At 35.8% G+C, this 20,417-nt stretch carries 19 protein-coding genes; 7 read left to right on the plus strand and 12 right to left on the minus strand.

Annotated features, from left to right (window positions below; translation table 11 throughout):
- Position 1 precedes the first annotated feature (1 nt).
- The 3 genes from AC806_RS10735 to AC806_RS10745 all read right to left on the minus strand — a co-directional run bounded on the left by AC806_RS10735 (position 2) and on the right by AC806_RS10745 (position 3,074).
- Positions 2-1,006, minus strand: coding sequence for a DUF58 domain-containing protein (locus AC806_RS10735; protein WP_014125761.1), 1,005 nt, complete (start codon positions 1,004-1,006; stop codon positions 2-4).
- Complete coding sequence (locus AC806_RS10740) at positions 1,003-1,947, minus strand: AAA family ATPase (protein WP_069029302.1); 945 nt, start codon at positions 1,945-1,947, stop codon at positions 1,003-1,005. Before AC806_RS10740 ends, AC806_RS10735 begins: the two co-directional genes overlap by 4 nt.
- A gap of 149 nt (positions 1,948-2,096) precedes the next feature.
- Positions 2,097-3,074 (minus strand): glutathione S-transferase family protein, encoded by a 978-nt coding sequence (locus AC806_RS10745; RefSeq protein WP_069029303.1) that lies wholly within the window; start codon positions 3,072-3,074, stop codon positions 2,097-2,099.
- Positions 3,075-3,230: 156 nt separating this feature from the next.
- Here AC806_RS10745 and AC806_RS10750 point away from each other — a divergent pair, with 156 nt between their 5' ends.
- Both AC806_RS10750 and AC806_RS10755 read left to right on the plus strand, forming a co-directional pair.
- Positions 3,231-4,076 carry a nuclease-related domain-containing protein gene (locus AC806_RS10750; protein ID WP_069029304.1) on the plus strand — a complete coding sequence of 282 codons (846 nt, stop codon included), beginning with the start codon at positions 3,231-3,233 and terminating at the stop codon, positions 4,074-4,076.
- Between the two features lie 116 nt (positions 4,077-4,192).
- Positions 4,193-5,299 carry an IS4 family transposase gene (locus AC806_RS10755; RefSeq protein WP_069029305.1) on the plus strand — a complete coding sequence of 369 codons (1,107 nt, stop codon included), beginning with the start codon at positions 4,193-4,195 and terminating at the stop codon, positions 5,297-5,299.
- A 658-nt stretch (positions 5,300-5,957) separates the two neighbouring features.
- Here the strand turns inward: AC806_RS10755 and AC806_RS10760 are convergent.
- Entirely contained in the window at positions 5,958-7,277 is a 1,320-nt protein-coding gene (locus AC806_RS10760) for a replication-associated recombination protein A (protein ID WP_069029306.1), read from the minus strand.
- Between the two features lie 6 nt (positions 7,278-7,283).
- The gene (locus AC806_RS10765; protein ID WP_069029307.1) at positions 7,284-7,919 is read right to left on the minus strand and encodes an NAD(P)H-hydrate epimerase; all 636 of its coding nucleotides are present in this window, start codon (positions 7,917-7,919) and stop codon (positions 7,284-7,286) included.
- Positions 7,920-8,067: 148 nt separating this feature from the next.
- On the opposite strand from AC806_RS10765, the gene AC806_RS10770 reads away from it, so the two are divergent.
- A complete protein-coding gene (locus AC806_RS10770; protein WP_014125769.1) occupies positions 8,068-8,619 on the plus strand; it encodes a hypothetical protein in 552 nt (183 codons plus the stop codon).
- Between the two features lie 45 nt (positions 8,620-8,664).
- Here the strand turns inward: AC806_RS10770 and AC806_RS10775 are convergent, their stop codons facing one another.
- The gene (locus AC806_RS10775; protein ID WP_069029308.1) at positions 8,665-11,619 is read right to left on the minus strand and encodes an ABC transporter permease; all 2,955 of its coding nucleotides are present in this window, start codon (positions 11,617-11,619) and stop codon (positions 8,665-8,667) included.
- 9 nt (positions 11,620-11,628) lie between these two features.
- On the minus strand, positions 11,629-12,330 hold the full coding sequence (locus tag AC806_RS10780) for an ABC transporter ATP-binding protein (protein ID WP_069029309.1): 702 nt from the start codon (positions 12,328-12,330) through the stop codon (positions 11,629-11,631).
- Positions 12,331-12,508: 178 nt separating this feature from the next.
- Between AC806_RS10780 and AC806_RS10785 the strand changes: the two genes are divergently transcribed.
- Complete coding sequence (locus tag AC806_RS10785; protein ID WP_069029310.1) at positions 12,509-13,084, plus strand: TetR/AcrR family transcriptional regulator; 576 nt, start codon at positions 12,509-12,511, stop codon at positions 13,082-13,084.
- A gap of 43 nt (positions 13,085-13,127) precedes the next feature.
- On the opposite strand, the gene AC806_RS10790 is transcribed toward AC806_RS10785, so the two are convergent.
- From AC806_RS10790 to AC806_RS10805, 4 genes are all read right to left on the minus strand, one after another.
- The gene (locus AC806_RS10790; protein WP_069029311.1) at positions 13,128-13,652 is read right to left on the minus strand and encodes an Asp23/Gls24 family envelope stress response protein; all 525 of its coding nucleotides are present in this window, start codon (positions 13,650-13,652) and stop codon (positions 13,128-13,130) included.
- Between the two features lie 20 nt (positions 13,653-13,672).
- Positions 13,673-13,867 carry a DUF2273 domain-containing protein gene (locus AC806_RS10795; RefSeq protein WP_014125774.1) on the minus strand — a complete coding sequence of 65 codons (195 nt, stop codon included), beginning with the start codon at positions 13,865-13,867 and terminating at the stop codon, positions 13,673-13,675.
- Between the two features lie 13 nt (positions 13,868-13,880).
- Positions 13,881-14,441: an alkaline shock response membrane anchor protein AmaP gene (gene amaP, locus AC806_RS10800; RefSeq protein ID WP_069029312.1), complete on the minus strand. Its 561-nt coding sequence runs from the start codon at positions 14,439-14,441 to the stop codon at positions 13,881-13,883.
- 101 nt (positions 14,442-14,542) lie between these two features.
- Positions 14,543-15,019 carry an Asp23/Gls24 family envelope stress response protein gene (locus AC806_RS10805; RefSeq protein WP_069029313.1) on the minus strand — a complete coding sequence of 159 codons (477 nt, stop codon included), beginning with the start codon at positions 15,017-15,019 and terminating at the stop codon, positions 14,543-14,545.
- Between the two features lie 220 nt (positions 15,020-15,239).
- On the opposite strand from AC806_RS10805, the gene ppdK reads away from it, so the two are divergent.
- The 3 genes from ppdK to AC806_RS10820 are packed head-to-tail and all read left to right on the plus strand — an operon-like array spanning position 15,240 to position 19,345.
- Entirely contained in the window at positions 15,240-17,870 is a 2,631-nt protein-coding gene (ppdK, locus tag AC806_RS10810; protein WP_014125777.1) for a pyruvate, phosphate dikinase, read from the plus strand.
- A 34-nt stretch (positions 17,871-17,904) separates the two neighbouring features.
- On the plus strand, positions 17,905-18,537 hold the full coding sequence (locus AC806_RS10815) for a helix-turn-helix transcriptional regulator (RefSeq protein WP_014125778.1): 633 nt from the start codon (positions 17,905-17,907) through the stop codon (positions 18,535-18,537).
- A complete protein-coding gene (locus tag AC806_RS10820) occupies positions 18,530-19,345 on the plus strand; it encodes a pyruvate, water dikinase regulatory protein (protein WP_014125779.1) in 816 nt (271 codons plus the stop codon). Before AC806_RS10815 ends, AC806_RS10820 begins: the two co-directional genes overlap by 8 nt.
- 84 nt (positions 19,346-19,429) lie before the next feature.
- On the opposite strand, the gene AC806_RS10825 is transcribed toward AC806_RS10820, so the two are convergent.
- Positions 19,430-20,386, minus strand: coding sequence for a lactate/malate family dehydrogenase (locus AC806_RS10825; RefSeq protein ID WP_014125780.1), 957 nt, complete (start codon positions 20,384-20,386; stop codon positions 19,430-19,432).
- Between the last annotated feature and the right edge of the window lie 31 nt (positions 20,387-20,417).

The raw sequence follows: 20,417 nt of genomic DNA on the forward strand, positions 1-20,417 counted from the left end.
CTCACTCCTTCAGTTGTTGCAACAGCTGCTGGTAATCATACACTTGAACCCAACGACTGGCAGAAAAAACTTCTGCTTGCTGGTTCATTTCTGGAATAAAATGGATGATCTGTTTTTTTCCAAAATCAGGAAGTTCAACTTCCTCATTTAAAGGTTGAATAGTTGAAAAGTCCTCTTGTGTTAAATTAGTTGAGCTAGCTCCTTGTTCTCCTAAAAGGACAAATCGCGCTTTATCCTTTTGAAACTCTTGCCAAAAAGAATAAAATAAACTTAACATAGCTTCAAAGGAGGCGCTATTCTTGCCGTAAAATAAAAAAATAGTTTCTATTGGTTGTTCTTGTTCGTATTCGCGTAAAACTAATTCTTGCTGCTTACTTGAAAGTTTCCAATCAATTTGGTTTAGTCGATCTCCTGATTGATAGGGCCGAAATTTCTTAATTTTAAAGGAAGGTTCGCCAAAATTTTGTTTATTAAGTATTAACTGTTTTTGAAAAAAATTTGCCGCTACTTTTCCTAAAGGATGAACAGCCGGCAATACCAACCAATGTACCGTAAATGAATTTGTGCTTTCTTTTTTTAACCAACTAAACAAATCGGAAGCTGTAATATGCATCGTCTGTTTTTGTACGATACCACGTGTATAGGGTTGCCAAGTTATCTGTAATGACTTTTTCTGACCATAATAAAATGAATAAGTAAAATCTTCTAAATACTGAGGTGAAGACACTTTACAGACCATTAGCCAGAGTAATTTTTTTGGCTGTTTATTCATCGTAATTTCTACTGGAACTATTTCGTCTACATGAGCCAATAGATAATGCGACGCTTTAAATTCAAGATTTTGAAGACTTCCTATTAGGCTAAAAACCTCTAATAAAACCACCAATGTAGAAAACAGAAGTAAGGTCCATGCAGTGTCAGAAGGAAAAGCTAAAGCATAACTAACAAATAATAAATAGACACATAAAAAAGCTAAAAAGTGCCAAGTTTGCTGAAGGTATTTCATCTTCTCACCTGCCGTATAGGTACAGGCACTTCCTCTATCAATTGCTCCATCACAGAGTTAAGCCGCTGTTCATCATAATAGCCACCTTCTAATCGTAATCGATGACCAAATGTCGCAGGTAAAATATTTTGTAAATCCTCAGGCGTAACATAATTTCTCCCTTGTGTTAATGCATAAGCGCGTGCCCCTTGAATAAAAGCTGAACTTCCTCTAGGACTAATACCTAAAACAATTTCTGGATGATTACGACTAGCAGTAATGAGTTCTAGCCCGTATTTAGCGACTTGCTTATCCACATATACCTGAGCAACGATATTTTTTAGTTCCTCAACTTCTTCTGATGTAATCACTTGATTGATTTCAACTTCTTCTTGCTGAGGTTTTAACATCAAATTTAATTCATCATCAAAAGAAGGATAACCAATCGATAAACGAAATAAGAAACGATCTAATTGTGCTTCTGGTAAAGGATACGTCCCTTCAAATTCAATCGGATTTTGCGTCGCTAGAACAAAAAAATGTGAAGAAAGTAGGTGGGTATGATTATCAATAGTTACTGCTCTTTCTGACATGGCTTCTAAAAGAGCTGCCTGGGAGCGAGGCGTCGTCCGGTTGATTTCATCTGCCAATAAAATTGTAGTAAAAATCGGACCTTGTCGAAATTCAAACTGATTCGTTTGTGAATTAAAAATGGTCACTCCTGTAATATCACTAGGCAACAAATCTGGGGTAAATTGAACGCGCGAAAACGTACCACTTATTGCCTTAGCTAATGTTTTAATCATCATCGTCTTACCTACACCTGGAACATCTTCAAAAAGAACGTGTCCTCCTGCTAATAAAGCAGCAATCGTTAGCCGAATAGATTCCCGTTTGCCAAAAATGATCTTTTCGACCTCATCAATTAAACGTGGAATTTTACCTGTTACTTCTTCTTGCATAATAACACCTTCTTCCTTACAAAAAAGATAGAGATCTCTTCTAGTCTTTTTATTATACTGTATGAACTAGGGTTCGTGTCAAACGCTTTCTAAAAGTTTAAGAATAAAAACACACCGAACAAAAAAATGCCGGTGCGCTTTTACATCTTCTATTTTTTCCTATCTTCTTCGGACAAACGCCAATCCAATTTAGGACCTACAGGCACGATTCCATTCGGATTAATCGTTGGATGACTTCTGTAATAATGATTTTTAATATGATAAAAATCTACTGTCTCTTTAATTCCTGGATAATTATATAATTCTCTGGTATAGCGCCATAGATTTTTATAATCCGTCAACGCATGGATATTACATTTAAAATGACCAAAGTAAACACTATCAAAACGAACGAGGGTGGTAAACAAACGCCAATCAGCTTCTGTTAATTGATCACTTACTAAATATGGCTGTTGGCTCAAGCGTTCTTCTAGTTCATCTAAAACAGTAAATAAATTTTTGACTTCCTGTTCATAAACTTCTTGTTTTGTCGCAAATCCTGTTTTATATACCCCATTATTTACATTGTTATAAACTTTATCATTGATCGCATCAATTTCTGCTCGCAGTTCTTTAGGATAATAATCGCCAGCTTCAGCTCCGATATCGTCAAAAGCTGAATTGAACATTCGCATAATTTCAGAAGATTCGTTACTAACGATTTTATTTTGCTTTTTGTCATATAAAACAGGAACAGTAACACGACCACTATAATTCGGATCTACATGGGTATAAATTTGGTATAAATAGTCCGCATTGATTATCGGGTCTTTAATAACACCTTTATCTTCTGCAAAAGTCCAGCCATTTTCTCCCATATATGGATTTACGACAGATAGTGGAATCATCTCTTCCAAACCTTTTAACTTACGCATAATTAACGTACGACTTGCCCAAGGACAAGCTAAAGAAACATATAAATGATATCTATCTGGCTCTGCTTTAAAGCCACTTTCGCCTGTTGGTCCTGCGCTGCCATCTTTGGTTACCCAATTACGAAACTGCGAATCACTACGAATAAAACGCCCCCCTGTACTTTCGGTATCATACCATTGGTCATACCACTTGCCGTCTACTAATAATCCCATAATAATCTCCTTTCCTCTCTTTTCTTTTATTATAGCGATTTCCTTGGTCAAATCCCAAAAAATCGTCTTATTTTTATTAGAATTGAAAAAAGTTTATAAAAAGAAACTGACATTTTTTGCGTACTAGTAAATAAAGCCCTGTTAGGAGAGGATATTATGCGCAAAAAGAGTCATAAACTACAATGGTTGGAAGAAGTGAATCATCGAGGTGAATTAACAAAAGAAGAAGCAAATGTTTATCACCGATCGAAACTTGGCCACAAGGGGGAAACGGATTTTGATAAATTATGTTCTTACTTTTTAGACAAACCCTTTCCCATTATTGATGATATAACATTAAGTTATCAAGAAAATATTTTGCAAATGGATAAAATAGTCGTCAACGATCACACGATTATCCTTATTGATATTAAAAATTATCATGGACAATACACTTACGTTAATAACGCATGGTATACACAACAAAAACTTTTATCTCATAATATTTATGAACAGCTGCATCGCGCTAAGAGAATCACCAAACGATTGTTGGATGACTTTCATATTAATATGAAAGTTGAAGGTGTCTTGATATTTATGAATCCCCAATCAGAAATTACGATCGAAGACGAAGTAACTGAAACAACATTAACCTACGAAAAAATTCCCCTATGGTTAATGAATTTAAATGAGAATTACCGAAAATGTCCAACAAACGGTTGGCACACTGTGATACAAAATCATACCATCCCTTCCTATCGGACTGATTACATCTGTTCAGAAAAAAGACTAGCACAATTAAAAAAAGGCATTCGATGTCAAAACTGCGGCAGTTTTCATATAATACACAAACGTTATACCTTAATTTGCGCTTCTTGCAGCTTTATTGAACCAAAAGAAACAGCCTATGCTCGAACAATTTGTGAATATGGCACAATTATGCATAATCGTTCACTCAAAAGATCAGACATACTAGCATTTGTGGGTGATAACTATAAAGAAAAATATATTAAAAATCACTAGTGGTGCATGAAACATTTTAAATTCACTCATTATGTTTCACACTATTTCCATCCATAAAAAAATCCTTTATACTGGTCTTGGATGACTTATCCAAGACCAATACAAAGGACAAACACATGGATAAGTATAAAACAATTTCAGCTTTTAATAAATGGTTTTCGAATATTATTTTAAAAAAATTACCTTTTTCTATTCGTGAGAAAATTTCTCAAGCCGACAAGTATCATAAAAAGTTTGATTTTGAACACTTTTTGAAAGTGTTTCTCTATGGCATCGACAATGAGTGCGAAAGTTTACGTGAAATAGATACAGCGTTTGTTTCCCCTGATCTACAACAGACCATGGAGTTAGATGCCATTAGTCATTCGCAGCTTTCCCGTGAGCTCGCCCAGATGGACGACGAAATTTTGTGGGCGATTTTCGCACAGTTACTGGAAAAAGCACGGTCAAAAATACCGGTGACCAAACGAAACGCACTCTATCTCGTGGATTCTTCCACTTTTTCGTTAAATACCACTCGGTACCCTTGGGCAGACTTTCGCTCAACCAAAGCGGGGATCAAGCTTCACTTAAAACTCTGTTTTATGGATAAAGAGCACTTGTATCCGGATCAGTTTGAAGTCACGAATGCGGTAGAACATGATGACAATCACTTAGAAGTTTTTGTCAATCAACCGGAAGCGACCTATATCTTTGATCGTGGCTATATTGATTACGAGCGACTGGACGAGATGGAAGCTGACGGCTACTTTTTCGTCACAAGAGTGAAGAAAAATGCCAAAGTTCATGTCCTAGAAACTTATGAACCTTCTCAGAGTAAAAACATTTTGCGTGACCAAATGGTAGTGTTAGGCACTCAGGTTTATTTCACTTCCCCGTTTCGCTTGGTCACGATTCAGGATGAAAAAGGAAAACAATTACGCTTTGTCACCAACCGTTTTGATGTGACCGCCCAAGAAGTGGCCGACATGTACAAAGCGAGATGGCAAATTGAACTATTTTTTAAGCATATCAAGCAACATATGACGATTAAAAAGCTATTTTCACACAGTGAAAAAGGGGTAAGCAATCAAATCATTCTCGCCATGATTGCCAGTCTATTGACGTATTTACTCAAAGTAGAGACAGGAAGTAAGAAATCCCCGTTCCAAATCAAGCGCCTATTAAAACATCTGCTTTTTCAACCTTTTGAAGAATTGTGGGTATTACTCGTTCCTACGTGACGAAATAGCATTTGTCGTCGTTGCAACAGTATTCAGATAAATAATGAAAAAATTTTTTCTGGAAAAGTCATCCCTTGCGTAAGCATTTGATTTTTTTGTCATTTTTTAGAAAAAGTTAAAATCTGAATATTCTGATTATATTAATGCACCACTAGTGATTAAAAATATATTGAATAAACATTTCGAACCAGAAGAAAATTTTGGTAAAAGACATATACGATATGTCAATAAAGGCTGCCAATTTCCTTATTGGTTTGAAAATAAAATAGACTACTTCGAAAAACTTGAACAAAGAAAGTATTGGAAGTAATGATGATAAAACTATACTAAGCTCTTCCGGTGGTAAAAGCATCGGAGGAGTTACTTTTTTACTTGGTATAATTTAGGATCAGCAATTTTTTTAAATTTTTAGGTTTAATTTAAGGTCAATGACTTGGCTTTTGGCCTTTTTTCAGGCTAACTTTGGGCCAATAAAGTAATTACAGGCCCTTCCTTAAGCCAGCTTTGGGCCAAATACTTAACTTACGGCCCTTCCCTACCTTAAGTTTGGGCCATTTGCTTTACCATTGTCCTAAACTTAGTACTACTTTGGGCCAACTGCTTTGCCTTTGGCCTTTATTTCAACTGACTTTAGGCCAATAAACTAGTTTATATTCTCTTAATCATGCTCTTCATGCCATTTTTTGATATAGTTTAGTTGTTTTTTGAAACGATCTTCTTTTCCTTCCTCTGTTGGAAAGTAATATTCATGACCTTCTAATGAAGGAGGCATCGTCTTCATTGTCGACAATTTATCTTCTTGTTCGTGTGCGTATTGGTAATCTTTTCCATAGCCTAAATCCTTCATCAAGTTAGTAGGAGCATTTCTGACTTGTAAAGGAACGGGCTCATTGACAGATTCTTTGATATCTTGTGCGACATTCAACCGAGCTTTATACACAGCATTTGATTTAGGAGCAAGCGATAAATAAATTACAAGTTCTGTCAAATGAACGTCACACTCAGGCATTCCTAAAAATTGACAAGCTTGAAAAACATTTACCGCAAGGTTTAATGCATGGGTATCTGCTAATCCGACATCTTCACTGGCAAAACGAACGAGACGTCTGGCAATATAAAGAGGATCTTCTCCGCCTTCGAGCATACGCGCTAGCCAATAAATCGCTGCATTAACATCACTGTTACGCATCGATTTATGCAAAGCAGAAATAATATTATAATGCTCTTCCCCGGATTTATCATAAAGTAGTGACTTTTTGTTGATAATTTGTTCCAAAGCATCTGTTGTTATAGTGATACTTTTACCGTCTTTTTCGCCATTCAAAACTGCCATTTCCAAGGTGTTTAAAGCATTTCTTGCATCGCCGTTAGCAAAACGAGCAATGGCTTCTATCGCATCATCATCAATTGTTATTTGATAGTTACCAAAACCATCGGGATTTTTGATAGCATTCTTTAATAATCTAACAATATCAGAAACAGTTAATTCCTTTAAAACGAATACTTTACAACGTGACAATAAAGCAGAATTCACTTCAAAAGACGGGTTTTCCGTTGTTGTACCTATTAGGATAATACTTCCTTGTTCTACATAAGGTAAAAAGGCGTCTTGTTGCGCTTTATTAAAACGATGAATCTCATCTACAAAAATAATCGTTTTTTCGCCGTAGTCACGATTTGTTTCCGCTTGTTCCATCAAGCCCTTTATCTTTTTAATGCCACTATTGACTGCACTGACTGTAATAAAATTTGCTTTAGTTTGTCGTGCAATAATTTCTGCTAAGGTGGTTTTTCCGACACCAGGAGGGCCCCAAAAAATCATGGAAGAGACTTGATCTTGTTCAATAATTTCACGTAAAATTTTTCCTTGACCCAATAGTTGTTCTTGCCCTACAAAGTCACCAATTGTTTTAGGACGTACGCTACTAGCTAAAGGGGTTGTGCTTTTTCGATTTGAAAAAAGTGATCCTTGTTCCATCTTTGCTCACTCCTCATAGAAAAATCCAATATCATCCACAGTGATATGGCCAAAATAATTCTCTAATTCTTTTTTCTCCATGCCATATTTATAAAAACCAAAGGTAATCGTCTCATCTGCTATCACACAAGTCCCTAAGATTTTTCCCTCTACAGAAGAAATACCAGATGGTGCATCAATAGCGTAAATACGAGCTTGTTTATTCGCATTTATTTTCTCTATAACTTTTAACGCCTGGCCTTTTACCGGTCGGTTTAAGCCAATACCAAATAATGCATCAACAATCACTGTTCCCTTGGTAAAATCAACTTCTGCCAAATCCGTTTTAATCATAGCCCCATATTCTTTCGCTATTTTTTGCTGCAGACGATTTTGGTCAGAATAATGATCAGGATTTCCTACTAGCAAAATTTCCACTTGAAATCCTTCGTTATGTAAAATTCGTCCTACTGCTATACCATCGCCGCCGTTATTTCCACCTCCGGCAGCGATAACGATAGTATCTTTTTTAGTTATCCTTTGTTTCATCTGCACCACAGTTGCACGCGAAGCACACTCCATCAACACAATAGAGGCAACGCCCTTTTCATTTATGACTTTGTTTTCGTATTGGTACATTTCGTCTGCCGTTAAGGTTTTCATTCTCTTCATCTCCTTTATTTTTATCCTATCACGGCCATAAGTTAAATGCCAAAAAGAGCCATTTAATTCACAAATTTGAACAATTGTTTAGAAACAGATACCATAGAAATATAGGATACGTTTTCAATTTAGGAAAGGAGCGATTTTTATGGATACAACTTATAACCTTCGTGGCCATCAAATCAATAAAGATATGAAGGCTATCGCACTATCGCATCCAGAAGCTCTTGATTATGAGCCTTTATCAAATTCTGTTTTGATTTCTTACGCCGGATACGATCGAGGACAGATGGCAACACCGATGCCTGATAGTGTAAAAAACCGTTATAAAGCTGTTTTAGAACTTCCGATCGATGATATTGATCAAAAAAGTGGAAAAATCCGAGCAATGTTTGATCGTCTATACCCTGATAATAACTATCATATTTTTGATGAAGATGATTTCAAAAAAACACATGATTTTATCGAAAAGTACAAAGATAGTCATTTTGTGGTTCATTGCGATGCCGGCGTAAGCCGCAGCTCTGCTACAGCTTTAGCGATTGCCAAAGAATTAGCCCCTGAAGATTATCAAAAATTACTTAATTTAGGTATTTATTTCCCCAATGTATTGATTTATAGCTACTTAGTAGAAGGTAAATTTAATGACAAACTATATAAAAAATATAGTAAGCAATTACATCCTTGGGGATTATTTTAAAAAAATGCCGCATTCTCAATTTCGAGAATGCGGCATTTTTCATATTTAATCTGCGGATTGCAGTGCTTCTAACATGTCGATATTTTTTAATTTCCTATGGATAACAAACATTAGAATGAAAGTAATCAATAGTGTAATACCGGCAGATAAAATGAAGTTAGAAAGCTGTAAGCCAGGACTAAACATTGCATCATCTGGAGGTAGTGTCTGCATAATAAAGCCATGTAAGTAATAACCCACAACATAGCCGGCTAGAATCCCTAAGATAGAAAGTAGGATAGTCTCCCGATAAATATACATCGTAACTTCTCGATCGTAAAATCCTAATACTTTGATCGTGGATAATTCACGGATACGTTCGGAAACATTGATATTTGTTAAATTATAAATAACCACCAAAGCAAGTAAAGTAGCACAAGTGATCAATACTAATATCACGTTATTCAAACCATCGATCACATTATCTATCTGTTCGCTAATCGCACTAGATTGAACTACACCTTGAACACCATCTAAATCCATAAATGAGGATGATTGTTCATCAATGTTATCTTGTGTCGTATTATTTAAGGTTACCAGATAACCATTAGGATCACCAGCAGAATCAAAAGAGTTTTGATAAGCTTCTTGATTCATATATATATAATGTCCCATATACATTTCAGTAACACCGGCGACTTTTACGCTATGACTTTGTCCGTCTTCATCATCCAAGCTTACAGTATCACCTTTTTCGGCCCCTAGTAAATCGGCCAGTTTTTCAGAGAAAATGGCCCCATCATCAGGCAAGGATAATTGTTTTTGTGACTGACGATTAACCATTTCAACATCTTGATCAAAGGCTCTTTCATCATCAGGAACTAACATTGTAATATCTTGTGTGTCATTATTTTCGCCAGCTCGTACATTTAATTCCTCATAATGCACGTCAGTATCATTACTGATGTCAGATTGATCTAATTTTTCATCTAATTGTTCTTGTTCATCATCAGATAAATCATCAGTTTTACTAACAATTAAATCGTATTTAACTAAATCATCAAATTGATGATCCACAATACCCGTTAAAGAATCCCTGATTCCAAAACCCGTGACCAATAATGCGGCACAACCTGCTACACCAAAAATCGTCATAAACATACGTTTTTTATAACGGAATAAATTACGAGCCGTCACTTTATAAGTAAAACTCATACGATTCCAAATCGGTGTAATACGTTCCAATAAAATTCTAGAACCTTTTTTAGGTGGTTTAGCGACTAATAATTGCGCTGTCTTTTCTTTTAGTTCTCGATTTGCCACTAGATATGCCGGTAAAGTTGTACATATTATCGCAATTCCAAAACCGATGAATGTATAAAAGGGTGAAAAGTTTAGTGTGACTTGGTCAAAAGTAGAAGAAGCTGCATATGCTTCAAAAATAACTGTCGGTAGTAATGTATGACCTAAAGCTGTTCCTATTAATGCACCAAGGGCACTAGAAATGATGCCATACACAACAAATTTCTTCTTAACATCCCAATTACTATAACCTAGCGCTTTTAATGTTCCTGAATTAATGCGCTCCTCATCTACAAAACGCGTCATTGTCGTTAAACTTACTAAAACTGCAATAGCAAATAAGAATACTGGGAATATATTAGATAAAATGTCCACCCGTTGAGAGTTTTCTAGATATTGCTTATAACCTGGATTCCCATCTTTACGGTCTTCAAAAGTATAATCCGGTGCTTCTAAGTCATCAAGTTCATCTTGAGCGTCTCTTAAGTCTTGCTCTTTATCAGGTATCTCTTCATCTGCTTCTTGTTTTTGATCTTCATAGTCTGCTTTGTTTTCTTCGTATTCTTCTTGTTGATCAGCTAATTCTTCTTGCGCTTGATCAAGTTGTTGTTGGCCTTGAGCTTGTTCATTCGCCAAATTATTTTTGGCTTGCGTCAATTCTGCTTCTTTATTTCTGAGTTCTTCTTCTGCAACCGCTGGGTTTTGTGCTGTGGCAACAGACGATCTTCCTTGCTCAAGTTGTTGTTGACTATCCTCAATTTGGCTTTGCGCTTGTGTAACCTCTTCATCTAGTTCTGCTTGATTATCATCGATTTCGGCTTGTGCGTCTTGGATCTGGTCTTTGGCATCTTCTAATTGTGATTGGGCGTCTGCTAATTCTTGTTTTGTATCATTTATTTCGTCCCAGCCGTCATCTATTTCTTTTTGTTGATCTTCTTTAACGTCGTTTAAACGTTTTTCATCTTGATCTGCAAATAACTCTTCCACAGATTTTTGATGCTTACGAATCAATCGATCATAATTATCGCTATAGGCATTTAAATTTTGTGTATCAGAAAAATCCATTCGAGCGATCATATAAACATCAGAATCAAAGTTTTCTTCTGGTACCACACCATAACTGTCTAACTGTCCTGTACCAACTGTGGTTTGCCCAATGTTTGATGTTTCTGTGATTTCACTGGATTTCACAAAACCTACAACTTTATAAGAAGTTCTATCTAGAATATCTTGTGCAGATTCTTCGTTATCATCGGAGTCTTCTGATTCCTCTTGACTGAGCTTGATTTCATCCCCTATTTTATAATTCCCTTGTTGTTGGTAGTCTAAAACAATTTCGTTTTTATTTTGGGGCATGTTTCCTTTGACAACTTCATATTGTGAAAGATCTTCTGGTGCCGAAAAGATGCGCATACTTGTATCCGTATCTTTAACTGTCACATCTTCTAGATAACCGTATTCTACCTTGTCTAGCTTATCAGCTTTAGCTAAAAGATCTTGATCAGAATCATCTAACCCCCAGGTCGAAGTTAGCGTCATATCAGCTAAATTCGTTTGATCGTAAAAATTCTCAGCTGTAGCTCGCATATCAGGACCCGTAACTTTTAAGCCTACAAAGGCAAATGTTCCCAAAGCCATTAAACTTAAAATGGAAAAAAATCTTCCCCAAGAACCGGTAACTGATCGCCTAATGTCTTTCCAAAGTTTTTTCTTATGCATCCTTTTCACCTACCATTCAATAGCTGCAATATCGCTTGGTTGTTCATTTGTTTCAACTTCGTTGATCTTAGCGTCACTCATACGAACAACACGATCAGCAATAGGTGCAATTGCAGAATTATGCGTGACAATAATAACGGTTGCGCCTTGTTTTCTACTGCGATCTTGCAAGATCTGTAATATTTGTTTTCCCGTTTGCGAGTCTAGTGCTCCGGTAGGTTCATCGCAAAGTAGGATTTTAGGGTTTTTGGCAATGGCTCGAGCAATTGAGACCCGTTGTTGTTCCCCACCAGAAAGTTGTGCAGGGAAATTATCGATACGGTCATTTAAACCGACCTCTGTTAAGACATCTACAGCGTCCAGAGGATTTTTTGCAATTTCTGAAGCTAATTCTACATTTTCTTTAGTGGTTAAATTTTGCACCAAATTATAAAATTGAAAAACAAAACCCACCTCATGACGACGATAAGTGATCAAATCTTTGGCAGAATACGCAGAAATATCGTTTCCGTCAATCATCACTTGACCGCTGGTATTGGTGTCCATCCCCCCTAAGATATTCAACAATGTAGATTTTCCTGCTCCAGAGGCGCCTAAAATTACTACTAACTCGCCTTTTTCAATCGAAAAAGTTAAAGCATCGTTGGCAATAATTTCTGTATTGCCTGTTTTAAATTTTTTCGTACTGTCTTTTATTTCAATGTAAGACATCTAAAAGCTCCTCCTTATATGGACAACTTGTTGAGTTCCGTGTAGTATTATAGTATGATTACAGAAAACTTTCCATAAACAACTTGCATTTTTTTGTCGATTTAAGTAATTAATTATACATGATGTTGATTTTAGTTCTATTTCCATTGTACACTATAATCAAAAGAGGGAGATCGTCATGCAACGCAATACACAAACGAAAAATAAAATTAAACAAGCACTGGTCCAACTGCTTAATAAAAAAAATTTAGAAGAAATCACCGTAAGTGATATTACTCGTCACTCACAAATTAATCGAGGAACTTTTTATCTCCATTACCTAGATAAATATGATTTAATTGAAAAACTAGAAGAAGACATTTTAACAAATATTCAGCAAATATTTGATCAGCCTGTTGAAAAGGGGGAAGAAAATCCATTAATTCCGGATCGATTGATTCTCAATGCACTTTATTATGTAAAAGATGATTTAGCTTTTATTAAAGCTTTAGTAGAGGAAAATGGAGATCCTAAGTTTGTCTCTACTTTTAAAAAATTATTAACCAATACTGTAAAAAAATACATAGCTCATGAAAAAAATCAATTACCGATTGAAAAGATTCCCAATGATTATGCCGAAGAAATTTTACTATCAAGTACAATTTCTATTCTTTTACTGTGGATAAAAAAAGGAGGGAAGGAATCTCCAGAGCTGCTTTTAACCTATATTAATTATGCTCGAAATACTTCCCCCACTGAATTATTGCAACCTTAAAAAGAGGCTGGGATTGTTCATCCCAACCTCTTTTACTTTTTTGTTATTCCACTCTAGGTTCGCGATTTTCTTCAATGTTTTCAACACTTTCATTGACACTTTGAGTGGCTTTACTAGTTTGTTGTGAAATATAATGTCCAGTCGTTTTTCCAGCGCTTGTTACTTTATCTTGCACAGTTTCGCTTTCTTCTTCATATTGTTCTTGGGTTTTAATATCTACAACATTTACATTAACTTCAACCACTTCTAAATGAGTCATTTCGCGAATGTCTTTTGCAATTATACGTTTGATTTCATCATAAATATGACGGCTGTCTTTGTCGTATTCAACAACTACATCCATATCAACAGCGACTTGTTTTTTCCCTACTTCCGCATTAATTCCTGTGGTAACGTCATTAGTATTCACTAATTTTTCAGCAATGTTTGAGAAAAAACCACCATTAATTGTTAACAAACCATCAATATTATCCATCGCGTAACCAATAATTTTTTTAACGACTTTTTCTGCAAAAGTTAACTCTCCAGAAATATCATTTATATTTACTTTATTTTCTTGTTTTTCCATATTGACATCCTCCTAATCTTCTATCTTCTAGGTCCTTTAAAACGATCAAAAAAACCAATTTGGTTCAGATAAAGGCCAATAAATGCTCCTATAATCGTACACACAATAACTAACAATGTTTTTGCAAAACCAATCGTTAGCAGAAGAATTGCCAAAATCAATCCAATCCCACCGCCAATGATTCCATCACGATATCGCTGTAAAAATTCCTGCATTTGGCAACCTCCTTTATTTTACACGCTCTTCATTTTTTTCTTCAGGTTTTCGATAATTTTCAAGATACACATCTGTCTTGATGTTTTCAGTTGTTCCCAACAGTGAAGATACTTCTGTTTGAATCTCATCCACTAATTCATTTTGCTTTTCCGGAATCGCCATCGCTTTTCTCATATAGCCTGCAACTTTGATCCGAATCTTTTTCTTATACATCTTCACTTTTATGCTGGGGTTTTCAACAAAAGGTTCTTTATTCACAATTTGCAGTACAAAATTTTCTACTGCCTTTCTTTGAATTTTTAATGAACCTTGTTCTTGTTCTAAAATTAAATTATTTTTCTTTTTAGGATAAAAAATTGTGATAATTAATAACAAGATCGCTAACACAGACAATAAGATACTTAACCAGAATAACGTTTGCTGCATATACATACCAATCCATGGATAGTCATACATTGAAATAAAACGTATCGGTAGTTGCACAGCATCTTGATTTTCTATCAACACAAAAAAAGATATGAAAACCAAAAGCAACAACAGGATGCTGATTAAGCTTTTACCTAGCTTACCCATAGCTTCACCCTCTCTACCAACGATACGAACTTAGCAAAAAGAATACTAAAACTTCCTAGCTACACACGCTCGTTGAATTCAGTGATAAATCGACCTTTATTTTAGTTATCTGATTCATCTGAGTTATCCGATTGTTTTTCATCAGATTTTTTATCTTGTTCAATTTCTTCTTTTGTTTTGATATCTTCTATATGAACATTTACTTCAACTACATCTAGATGAGTCATTTTTTTGACTTGTTCTGCAGCCACTTTTTTAATTTGTTCATAAATTTTTTGAGCGTCTTTACGATATTCAACAACAACATCTAAATCTACAGCAACTTGTTCTTTGCCGACCTCAGTCTCGATACCGTTTGTTACATTGTCTGAATTTGAAATACGCTCAGCCATATTTGAGAAAAAGCCACCGTCAACTTGTAACAAACCGTCAACTTGTAACAAACCGTCAACTTTTTCCAAAGCAATACCAATGATCTTTTGGATTACTTTATCTTCAAATGTTAACTCCCCTGAAACTTGTCCGTTTGTTTCTTTTACTTCACTAGTTGGAACGTTTGTACCTTTTTGATCTGCCATATGCTTTTTCCTCCTAATTTTTATTCGTTGTTAAAAAACAACCTTACATATTTATAATAAAACAAAGCTCGAAAAAATTAAATTAAAAAGCCTTTTTACTCTAATAAAATAATAAATAAATTTAACACGCTTTATTTTATTTATTGACAAATATATATGAGTCATATATATTTTATTTATATCATATGATACGTAATAAATAAAGAAAGGTGTGTATTAATTGAAACAAATCTATCGTTTTAACGAAGGTAATGCTGACATGAAAGATCTTTTAGGAGGAAAAGGAGCAAATCTAGCAGAAATGACCAGCTTAGGTTTACCTGTTCCCGCGGGGTTTACCATTACGACCACGGCCTGTGTACAATTTTTAAAGCAAGAAAATTATTTTGAACAAAATTTGAAAAAAGATATTTTGGAAGCGATTCATCAGCTGGAAAACGAAACTGGAAAATCATTTTTAACGAATGAACCTATACTGTTAGTCTCTGTGCGTAGTGGTGCGAAGTTTTCTATGCCGGGAATGATGGATACTATTCTTAATTTGGGTTTAAACGATATTAAAGTAAAAGCTTTTGCCAAATTAACGGATTCTTCCTTTGCTTATGATTGTTATCGCCGTCTCATACAAATGTTTGGAGATGTAGTCTATGGCATAGCTAAGGAAAGTTTTGATAAAATCTTAGCAAAATATGAAGCGTCATTTTCTAAGAATGCGACAGATTTTTCCATCATAGAACAAGAAAGAGTAATAGAAGCTTATAAAGACCTTTACTATATTCAACAAAAGGAATTCCCGCAAGATCCTATAGAACAACTCTTTATTGCAATCAAAGCGGTTTTTCACTCATGGGAAAACCCACGAGCAAAAGTTTATCGGCAATTACACGACATCCCGTTTAACCTAGGAACCGCTGTAAATATACAAACGATGGTTTTTGGTAACAGTGGGGAAGAAAGTGCGACAGGTGTAGCTTTTACTCGGAATCCGGCCACTGGTGAAAAGAAATTATTTGGTGAATTTTTACGTAATGCTCAAGGTGAAGATGTCGTTGCAGGAATACGCACACCGCAACCGCTAAGTGAACTAAAAAAGTTACAACCAAATGCTTATACAGATTTTATTCATTATGCAGAAATATTAGAATCACACTATAGAGATATGCAAGATATTGAATTTACAATTGACAAAGGACAGTTATTTATTCTGCAAACAAGAAATGGGAAGCGTACTGCACAGGCAGCTTTATCTATCGCCTTAGCACTAGTTGAAGACAAGGTCATAACTAAAAAAGAAGCTCTTTTACAAGTGACACCTACTATGGTAGAACAGTTAATCCATCCTGTATTCGATCCAAAAGCACTAGAAGAAGCTAGCTTGTTAGCTGAGGGACTCCCCGCAAGTCCAGGAGCTGCAAGCGGTCAAATTGTATTTACAGCAGAAAAAGCTAAAGAATTTCATGAAAAAGGGAGAAAAGTTGTTTTAGTACGTCAAGAAACTTCTCCAGAAGATATTGAAGGAATGGTTGTAAGTGAAGCAATCGTTACTTCCAGGGGCGGAATGACTTCCCATGCTGCTGTGGTTGCTCGTGGCATGGGCACTTGCTGTGTAGCCGGATGTGAAGCATTAACTGTAAACGAAGAAAATCTAATGATTACTTGTGATAATCAAGTATTGACAGAAGGCGATATTATTTCTGTAGATGGTTCTACAGGTAGGATCTATCAAAGTAAACTTCAAACCGTTACTCCTATAAGCAATCAAAAATTACAACTTTTATTAAGTTGGGCAGATGAACAAGCTGATTTGTCAGTACGTGCTAATGCTGAAACATTACAAGACTTAACAGCGGCGATCGATTTTGGCGCCTCTGGAATAGGTCTAGCACGCACGGAGCATATGTTCTTTGGGGAAAACCGAATTTTAGAGATGCGTCGTCTAATTTTAGCTGAAGATGATCAGGAATTCGAAGTAGCTCTACAACGATTACTTCATTTTCAGCAAGATGATTTTTATCATATGTTAGAAATAACAAATGAAAAACCTATGATCGTCCGACTTTTAGATCCACCTATGCACGAATTTTTACCAAAAGATGAACAAACGATCGCCGAATTGGCTGCTAGTCTTAATAAGTCTCCAACAAAAATAAACAAACAAATCAACCAACTACACGAAACCAATCCTATGTTAGGTCATCGTGGCTGTCGTTTAGGTATTACAGAAGCGAGAATTTATCAAATGCAGGTTGAAGCAATTTTTACAAGTGCTATTCAATTAAATCAAAATGGTTACAATGTGAAACCCGAAATAATGATTCCGTTGATTGCAGAAGAAAAAGAACTAATTGAAGTGAAACGATCTTTGCTGCAAACGATTGAAGATTTATTTAAAAAATATGATGTAACACCCTTTCCTTTTGAAATCGGTACGATGATTGAATTACCTAGAGCTTGCATGACAGCCGATCAATTAGCTAAAGAAGCAGATTTTTTCAGTTTTGGTACAAATGATCTCACACAAATGACCTATGGTTTCTCACGTGATGATATTGGTAAATTTTTGTCTATATATAAAGAAAAAGGAATTTTACCAGAAGATCCTTTCCAAAGCTTAGATCAAACAGGTGTTGGCCAGTTGATTCAAACAGCCGTAACAAAAGCTCGTCAAACCAAATCTGACATGAAGATCGGTGTATGCGGAGAAGTTGGCGGAGATCCTCAATCAATCGCCTTTTTTCAACAAATTGGCATAGATTATGTTTCCTGTTCAGCTTATCGAATCCCTGCTGCTCGCTTAGCTTGCGCCCAAGCAACGCTCAATGATTGCCGATTCGCTAAAGTTACGCTATGATAAGAGTAGGTAAAAAAACAAGGGAGGTGTTGCCTTGGAATTTTCTGCTCGACAAAAGTTGATTATCGACATTGTTAAGGAGAATGAGCCAATCACCGGAGATAACATCGCTGCAAAGCTCAATCTCACTAAGCCCACATTACGTAATGATTTATCGTTATTAACGATGACAGGTGTATTAGATGCCCGTCCCAAAGTCGGTTACATTTATTCAGGACAAACAATTGAGCCATTACTATTTGAAAAATTATATACCAAAAAAGTCGATGATATTATGATTCCAGCCGTATTTATTAAGCAAGACACATCATTAAAAGAAGCGATTACTGATTTATTTATGTATGACGTAGGTTCTTTGTATGTCGTTAATGAAGGTAAACGATTGGTCGGCCTTCTTTCAAGAAAAGACCTTTTACGCAGTGTTTTGACAAACAGTGAAGAGAGTATTCCAGTAGCGGTTGTAATGAGCCGAATGCCAAATATTGTCACGATCACACCAGATAAGACGATTTTGTCTGCTGGTAGTAAGCTAATGCAACAGCAAATTGACTCGCTTCCTGTTGTTGAGAAAGGAACAAACGATAAAATCATTGGTAAAATTACCAAAACACGTATCATGAACCATTTTATCGAAGAAGGGATTAAGGTGAAAGCACACAATGAATAACAAACATTCACTAAAATTATTTATTATCTCAGATTCCATCGGAGATACAGCCCAAAAAGTCACTAACGCTGTCCTTGCCCAATTTCCAGAATTAACCAATATCGAAACGCAACGTTTTGCTTTTATCGACTCTAAAGAAGAACTGATTAAAATCTTAGGAGACGCTCTGCAGGAGCACGCAATTGTTGTTAGTACTTTAGTCAAAGATTCTTTTAATGAAACCGCACAAGAATTTGTAAGACGCACTTCTTTAAGCTATGTCGATTTCATGACTCCTATGATGGAATTGATCCAAGGTAAGACAGGTCTTGTGCCTAAAGGTGAAGCTCGCGCCCAGCATAAATTAACGCCTGATTATTTTGAAAAAATAGAGGCCATTGACTTTGCTGTGAAATATGATGATGGACAAGATCCAAAAGGCTTTTTTAAAGCAGACTATATTATTTTAGGCCCTTCACGTACGTCAAAAACACCTTTAAGCATGTATTTAGCTAACAAATCATATAAAGTAGCCAATCTGCCTTTAATACCAGAAATCCCCTTACCTAAAGAGATTTTTGATGTTCCAAAAGAAAAGCTAATTGGCTTAGTAGCAACACCTGAGATCATCCAACGCACACGTCAGAAGCGCTTAAACTCACTTGGCTTAGGTGGTAGTACGTCTTATACCGATGTTACACATATTAAAGAAGAAATGGATTATGCGCAAAATATTTATAATCAATTAGACGCAAAAACAGTACAGATTGATGATATGTCGATAGAAGAGATCGCCGAATTTATTACTCGTTTGCAAATTAATCGATAGACACAATTTTATAAATAGGCAGCTTAGTCAAGGTTAATCAATGACTAAGCTGTTTTTATAAAAGTTAACTTAAAGATAAACTTCTTATTCTGTTAGTATAATTGATTTTCGTATGCTAGCGACTGACTCTGCTAGTTTTTCCTTTTCCCAAGAATTCAAGGAAACAAGTAATTTCTTTTCTACACCCTCTTTTCCCAACACACACGGAATGCTATAGGCACAAGGCTTTGCAAAATGATATTCATGTCCAGTCATTGGTACACTCACAGGAAAAATACTTTTTTCATCCAATAAAATACAACGTGCAATATCAATTGCCGCTTGTGCAACAGCAACGTTGGTCACCCCGTTTTTGGCAGCAAAAACATCATAAGCCGCTTGCACTACCTTTTCTTTTATCTCTTCAGCTGTAAGTAAGGCTACCTCAGGAAAATAAGTACTCAGTTTATCATAAGAAATGCCAGCAATTGTTAAATGGCTAAGTACAGGAAAAGCAGCAAACCCGTGTTCACCCATCATATAACCCGAAACAGACTTAGGATCTACCTGATAGCGCTGACCAAGCAGCTGGCGTAGCCTTGAAGAGTCTAGCATAGTTCCAGTGCTTAAAAGTAAATTTCTAGGATAGTCATAAGTCGCTGCAATATAAACGATTGTATCAGCCGGATTTGTAATAAAAATTAACATCGCTGATTGCGTATTTTGTACAATATTTGTCATAATCTCATGAATGATCGGGAGGTTTTCAGTAAGTAACTCTTGGCGATCTGCGGGAATTTCACCGTTTGGATAGACATGGGTAGCGGCAACAATAACAATATCTGCATCCGCTAAATCTGTATAATCTCCTATATGAACTGCAATGTTTTTTCGAGACAATAGACCAGCAGCATGCATTTGATCTAACCCTTCTCCCCAAGCAACTTTATCTTTAGGATCAAGCAAAACAATCTCTCCAAAGAGCTCTGTTTGTAAAGCAGTTGCTAACACGCTAGACCCTACATGCCCCACCCCAATAATCGCTAATTTTTGTGTCTTCATTTATTTCTCCTTAATATAGCCTAATACATGT

The sequence above is a fragment of the Tetragenococcus halophilus genome, from assembly GCF_001712815.1.
Lineage (GTDB): Bacteria > Bacillota > Bacilli > Lactobacillales > Enterococcaceae > Tetragenococcus > Tetragenococcus halophilus.

Bases quoted from the DNA above. Each gene is read 5' to 3' on its own strand.
- AC806_RS10735 (WP_014125761.1), bottom strand. From the start codon at position 1,006: ATGAAATACCTTCAGCAAACTTGGCACTTTTTAGCTTTTTTATGTGTC.
- AC806_RS10740 (WP_069029302.1), bottom strand. From the start codon at position 1,947: ATGCAAGAAGAAGTAACAGGTAAAATTCCACGTTTAATTGATGAGGTC.
- AC806_RS10745 (WP_069029303.1), bottom strand. From the start codon at position 3,074: ATGGGATTATTAGTAGACGGCAAGTGGTATGACCAATGGTATGATACC.
- AC806_RS10750 (WP_069029304.1), top strand. From the start codon at position 3,231: ATGCGCAAAAAGAGTCATAAACTACAATGGTTGGAAGAAGTGAATCAT.
- AC806_RS10755 (WP_069029305.1), top strand. From the start codon at position 4,193: ATGGATAAGTATAAAACAATTTCAGCTTTTAATAAATGGTTTTCGAAT.
- AC806_RS10760 (WP_069029306.1), bottom strand. From the start codon at position 7,277: ATGGAACAAGGATCACTTTTTTCAAATCGAAAAAGCACAACCCCTTTA.
- AC806_RS10765 (WP_069029307.1), bottom strand. From the start codon at position 7,919: ATGAAAACCTTAACGGCAGACGAAATGTACCAATACGAAAACAAAGTC.
- AC806_RS10770 (WP_014125769.1), top strand. From the start codon at position 8,068: ATGGATACAACTTATAACCTTCGTGGCCATCAAATCAATAAAGATATG.
- AC806_RS10775 (WP_069029308.1), bottom strand. From the start codon at position 11,619: ATGCATAAGAAAAAACTTTGGAAAGACATTAGGCGATCAGTTACCGGT.
- AC806_RS10780 (WP_069029309.1), bottom strand. From the start codon at position 12,330: ATGTCTTACATTGAAATAAAAGACAGTACGAAAAAATTTAAAACAGGC.
- AC806_RS10785 (WP_069029310.1), top strand. From the start codon at position 12,509: ATGCAACGCAATACACAAACGAAAAATAAAATTAAACAAGCACTGGTC.
- AC806_RS10790 (WP_069029311.1), bottom strand. From the start codon at position 13,652: ATGGAAAAACAAGAAAATAAAGTAAATATAAATGATATTTCTGGAGAG.
- AC806_RS10795 (WP_014125774.1), bottom strand. From the start codon at position 13,867: ATGCAGGAATTTTTACAGCGATATCGTGATGGAATCATTGGCGGTGGG.
- amaP (WP_069029312.1), bottom strand. From the start codon at position 14,441: ATGGGTAAGCTAGGTAAAAGCTTAATCAGCATCCTGTTGTTGCTTTTG.
- AC806_RS10805 (WP_069029313.1), bottom strand. From the start codon at position 15,019: ATGGCAGATCAAAAAGGTACAAACGTTCCAACTAGTGAAGTAAAAGAA.
- AC806_RS10820 (WP_014125779.1), top strand. From the start codon at position 18,530: ATGAATAACAAACATTCACTAAAATTATTTATTATCTCAGATTCCATC.
- AC806_RS10825 (WP_014125780.1), bottom strand. From the start codon at position 20,386: ATGAAGACACAAAAATTAGCGATTATTGGGGTGGGGCATGTAGGGTCT.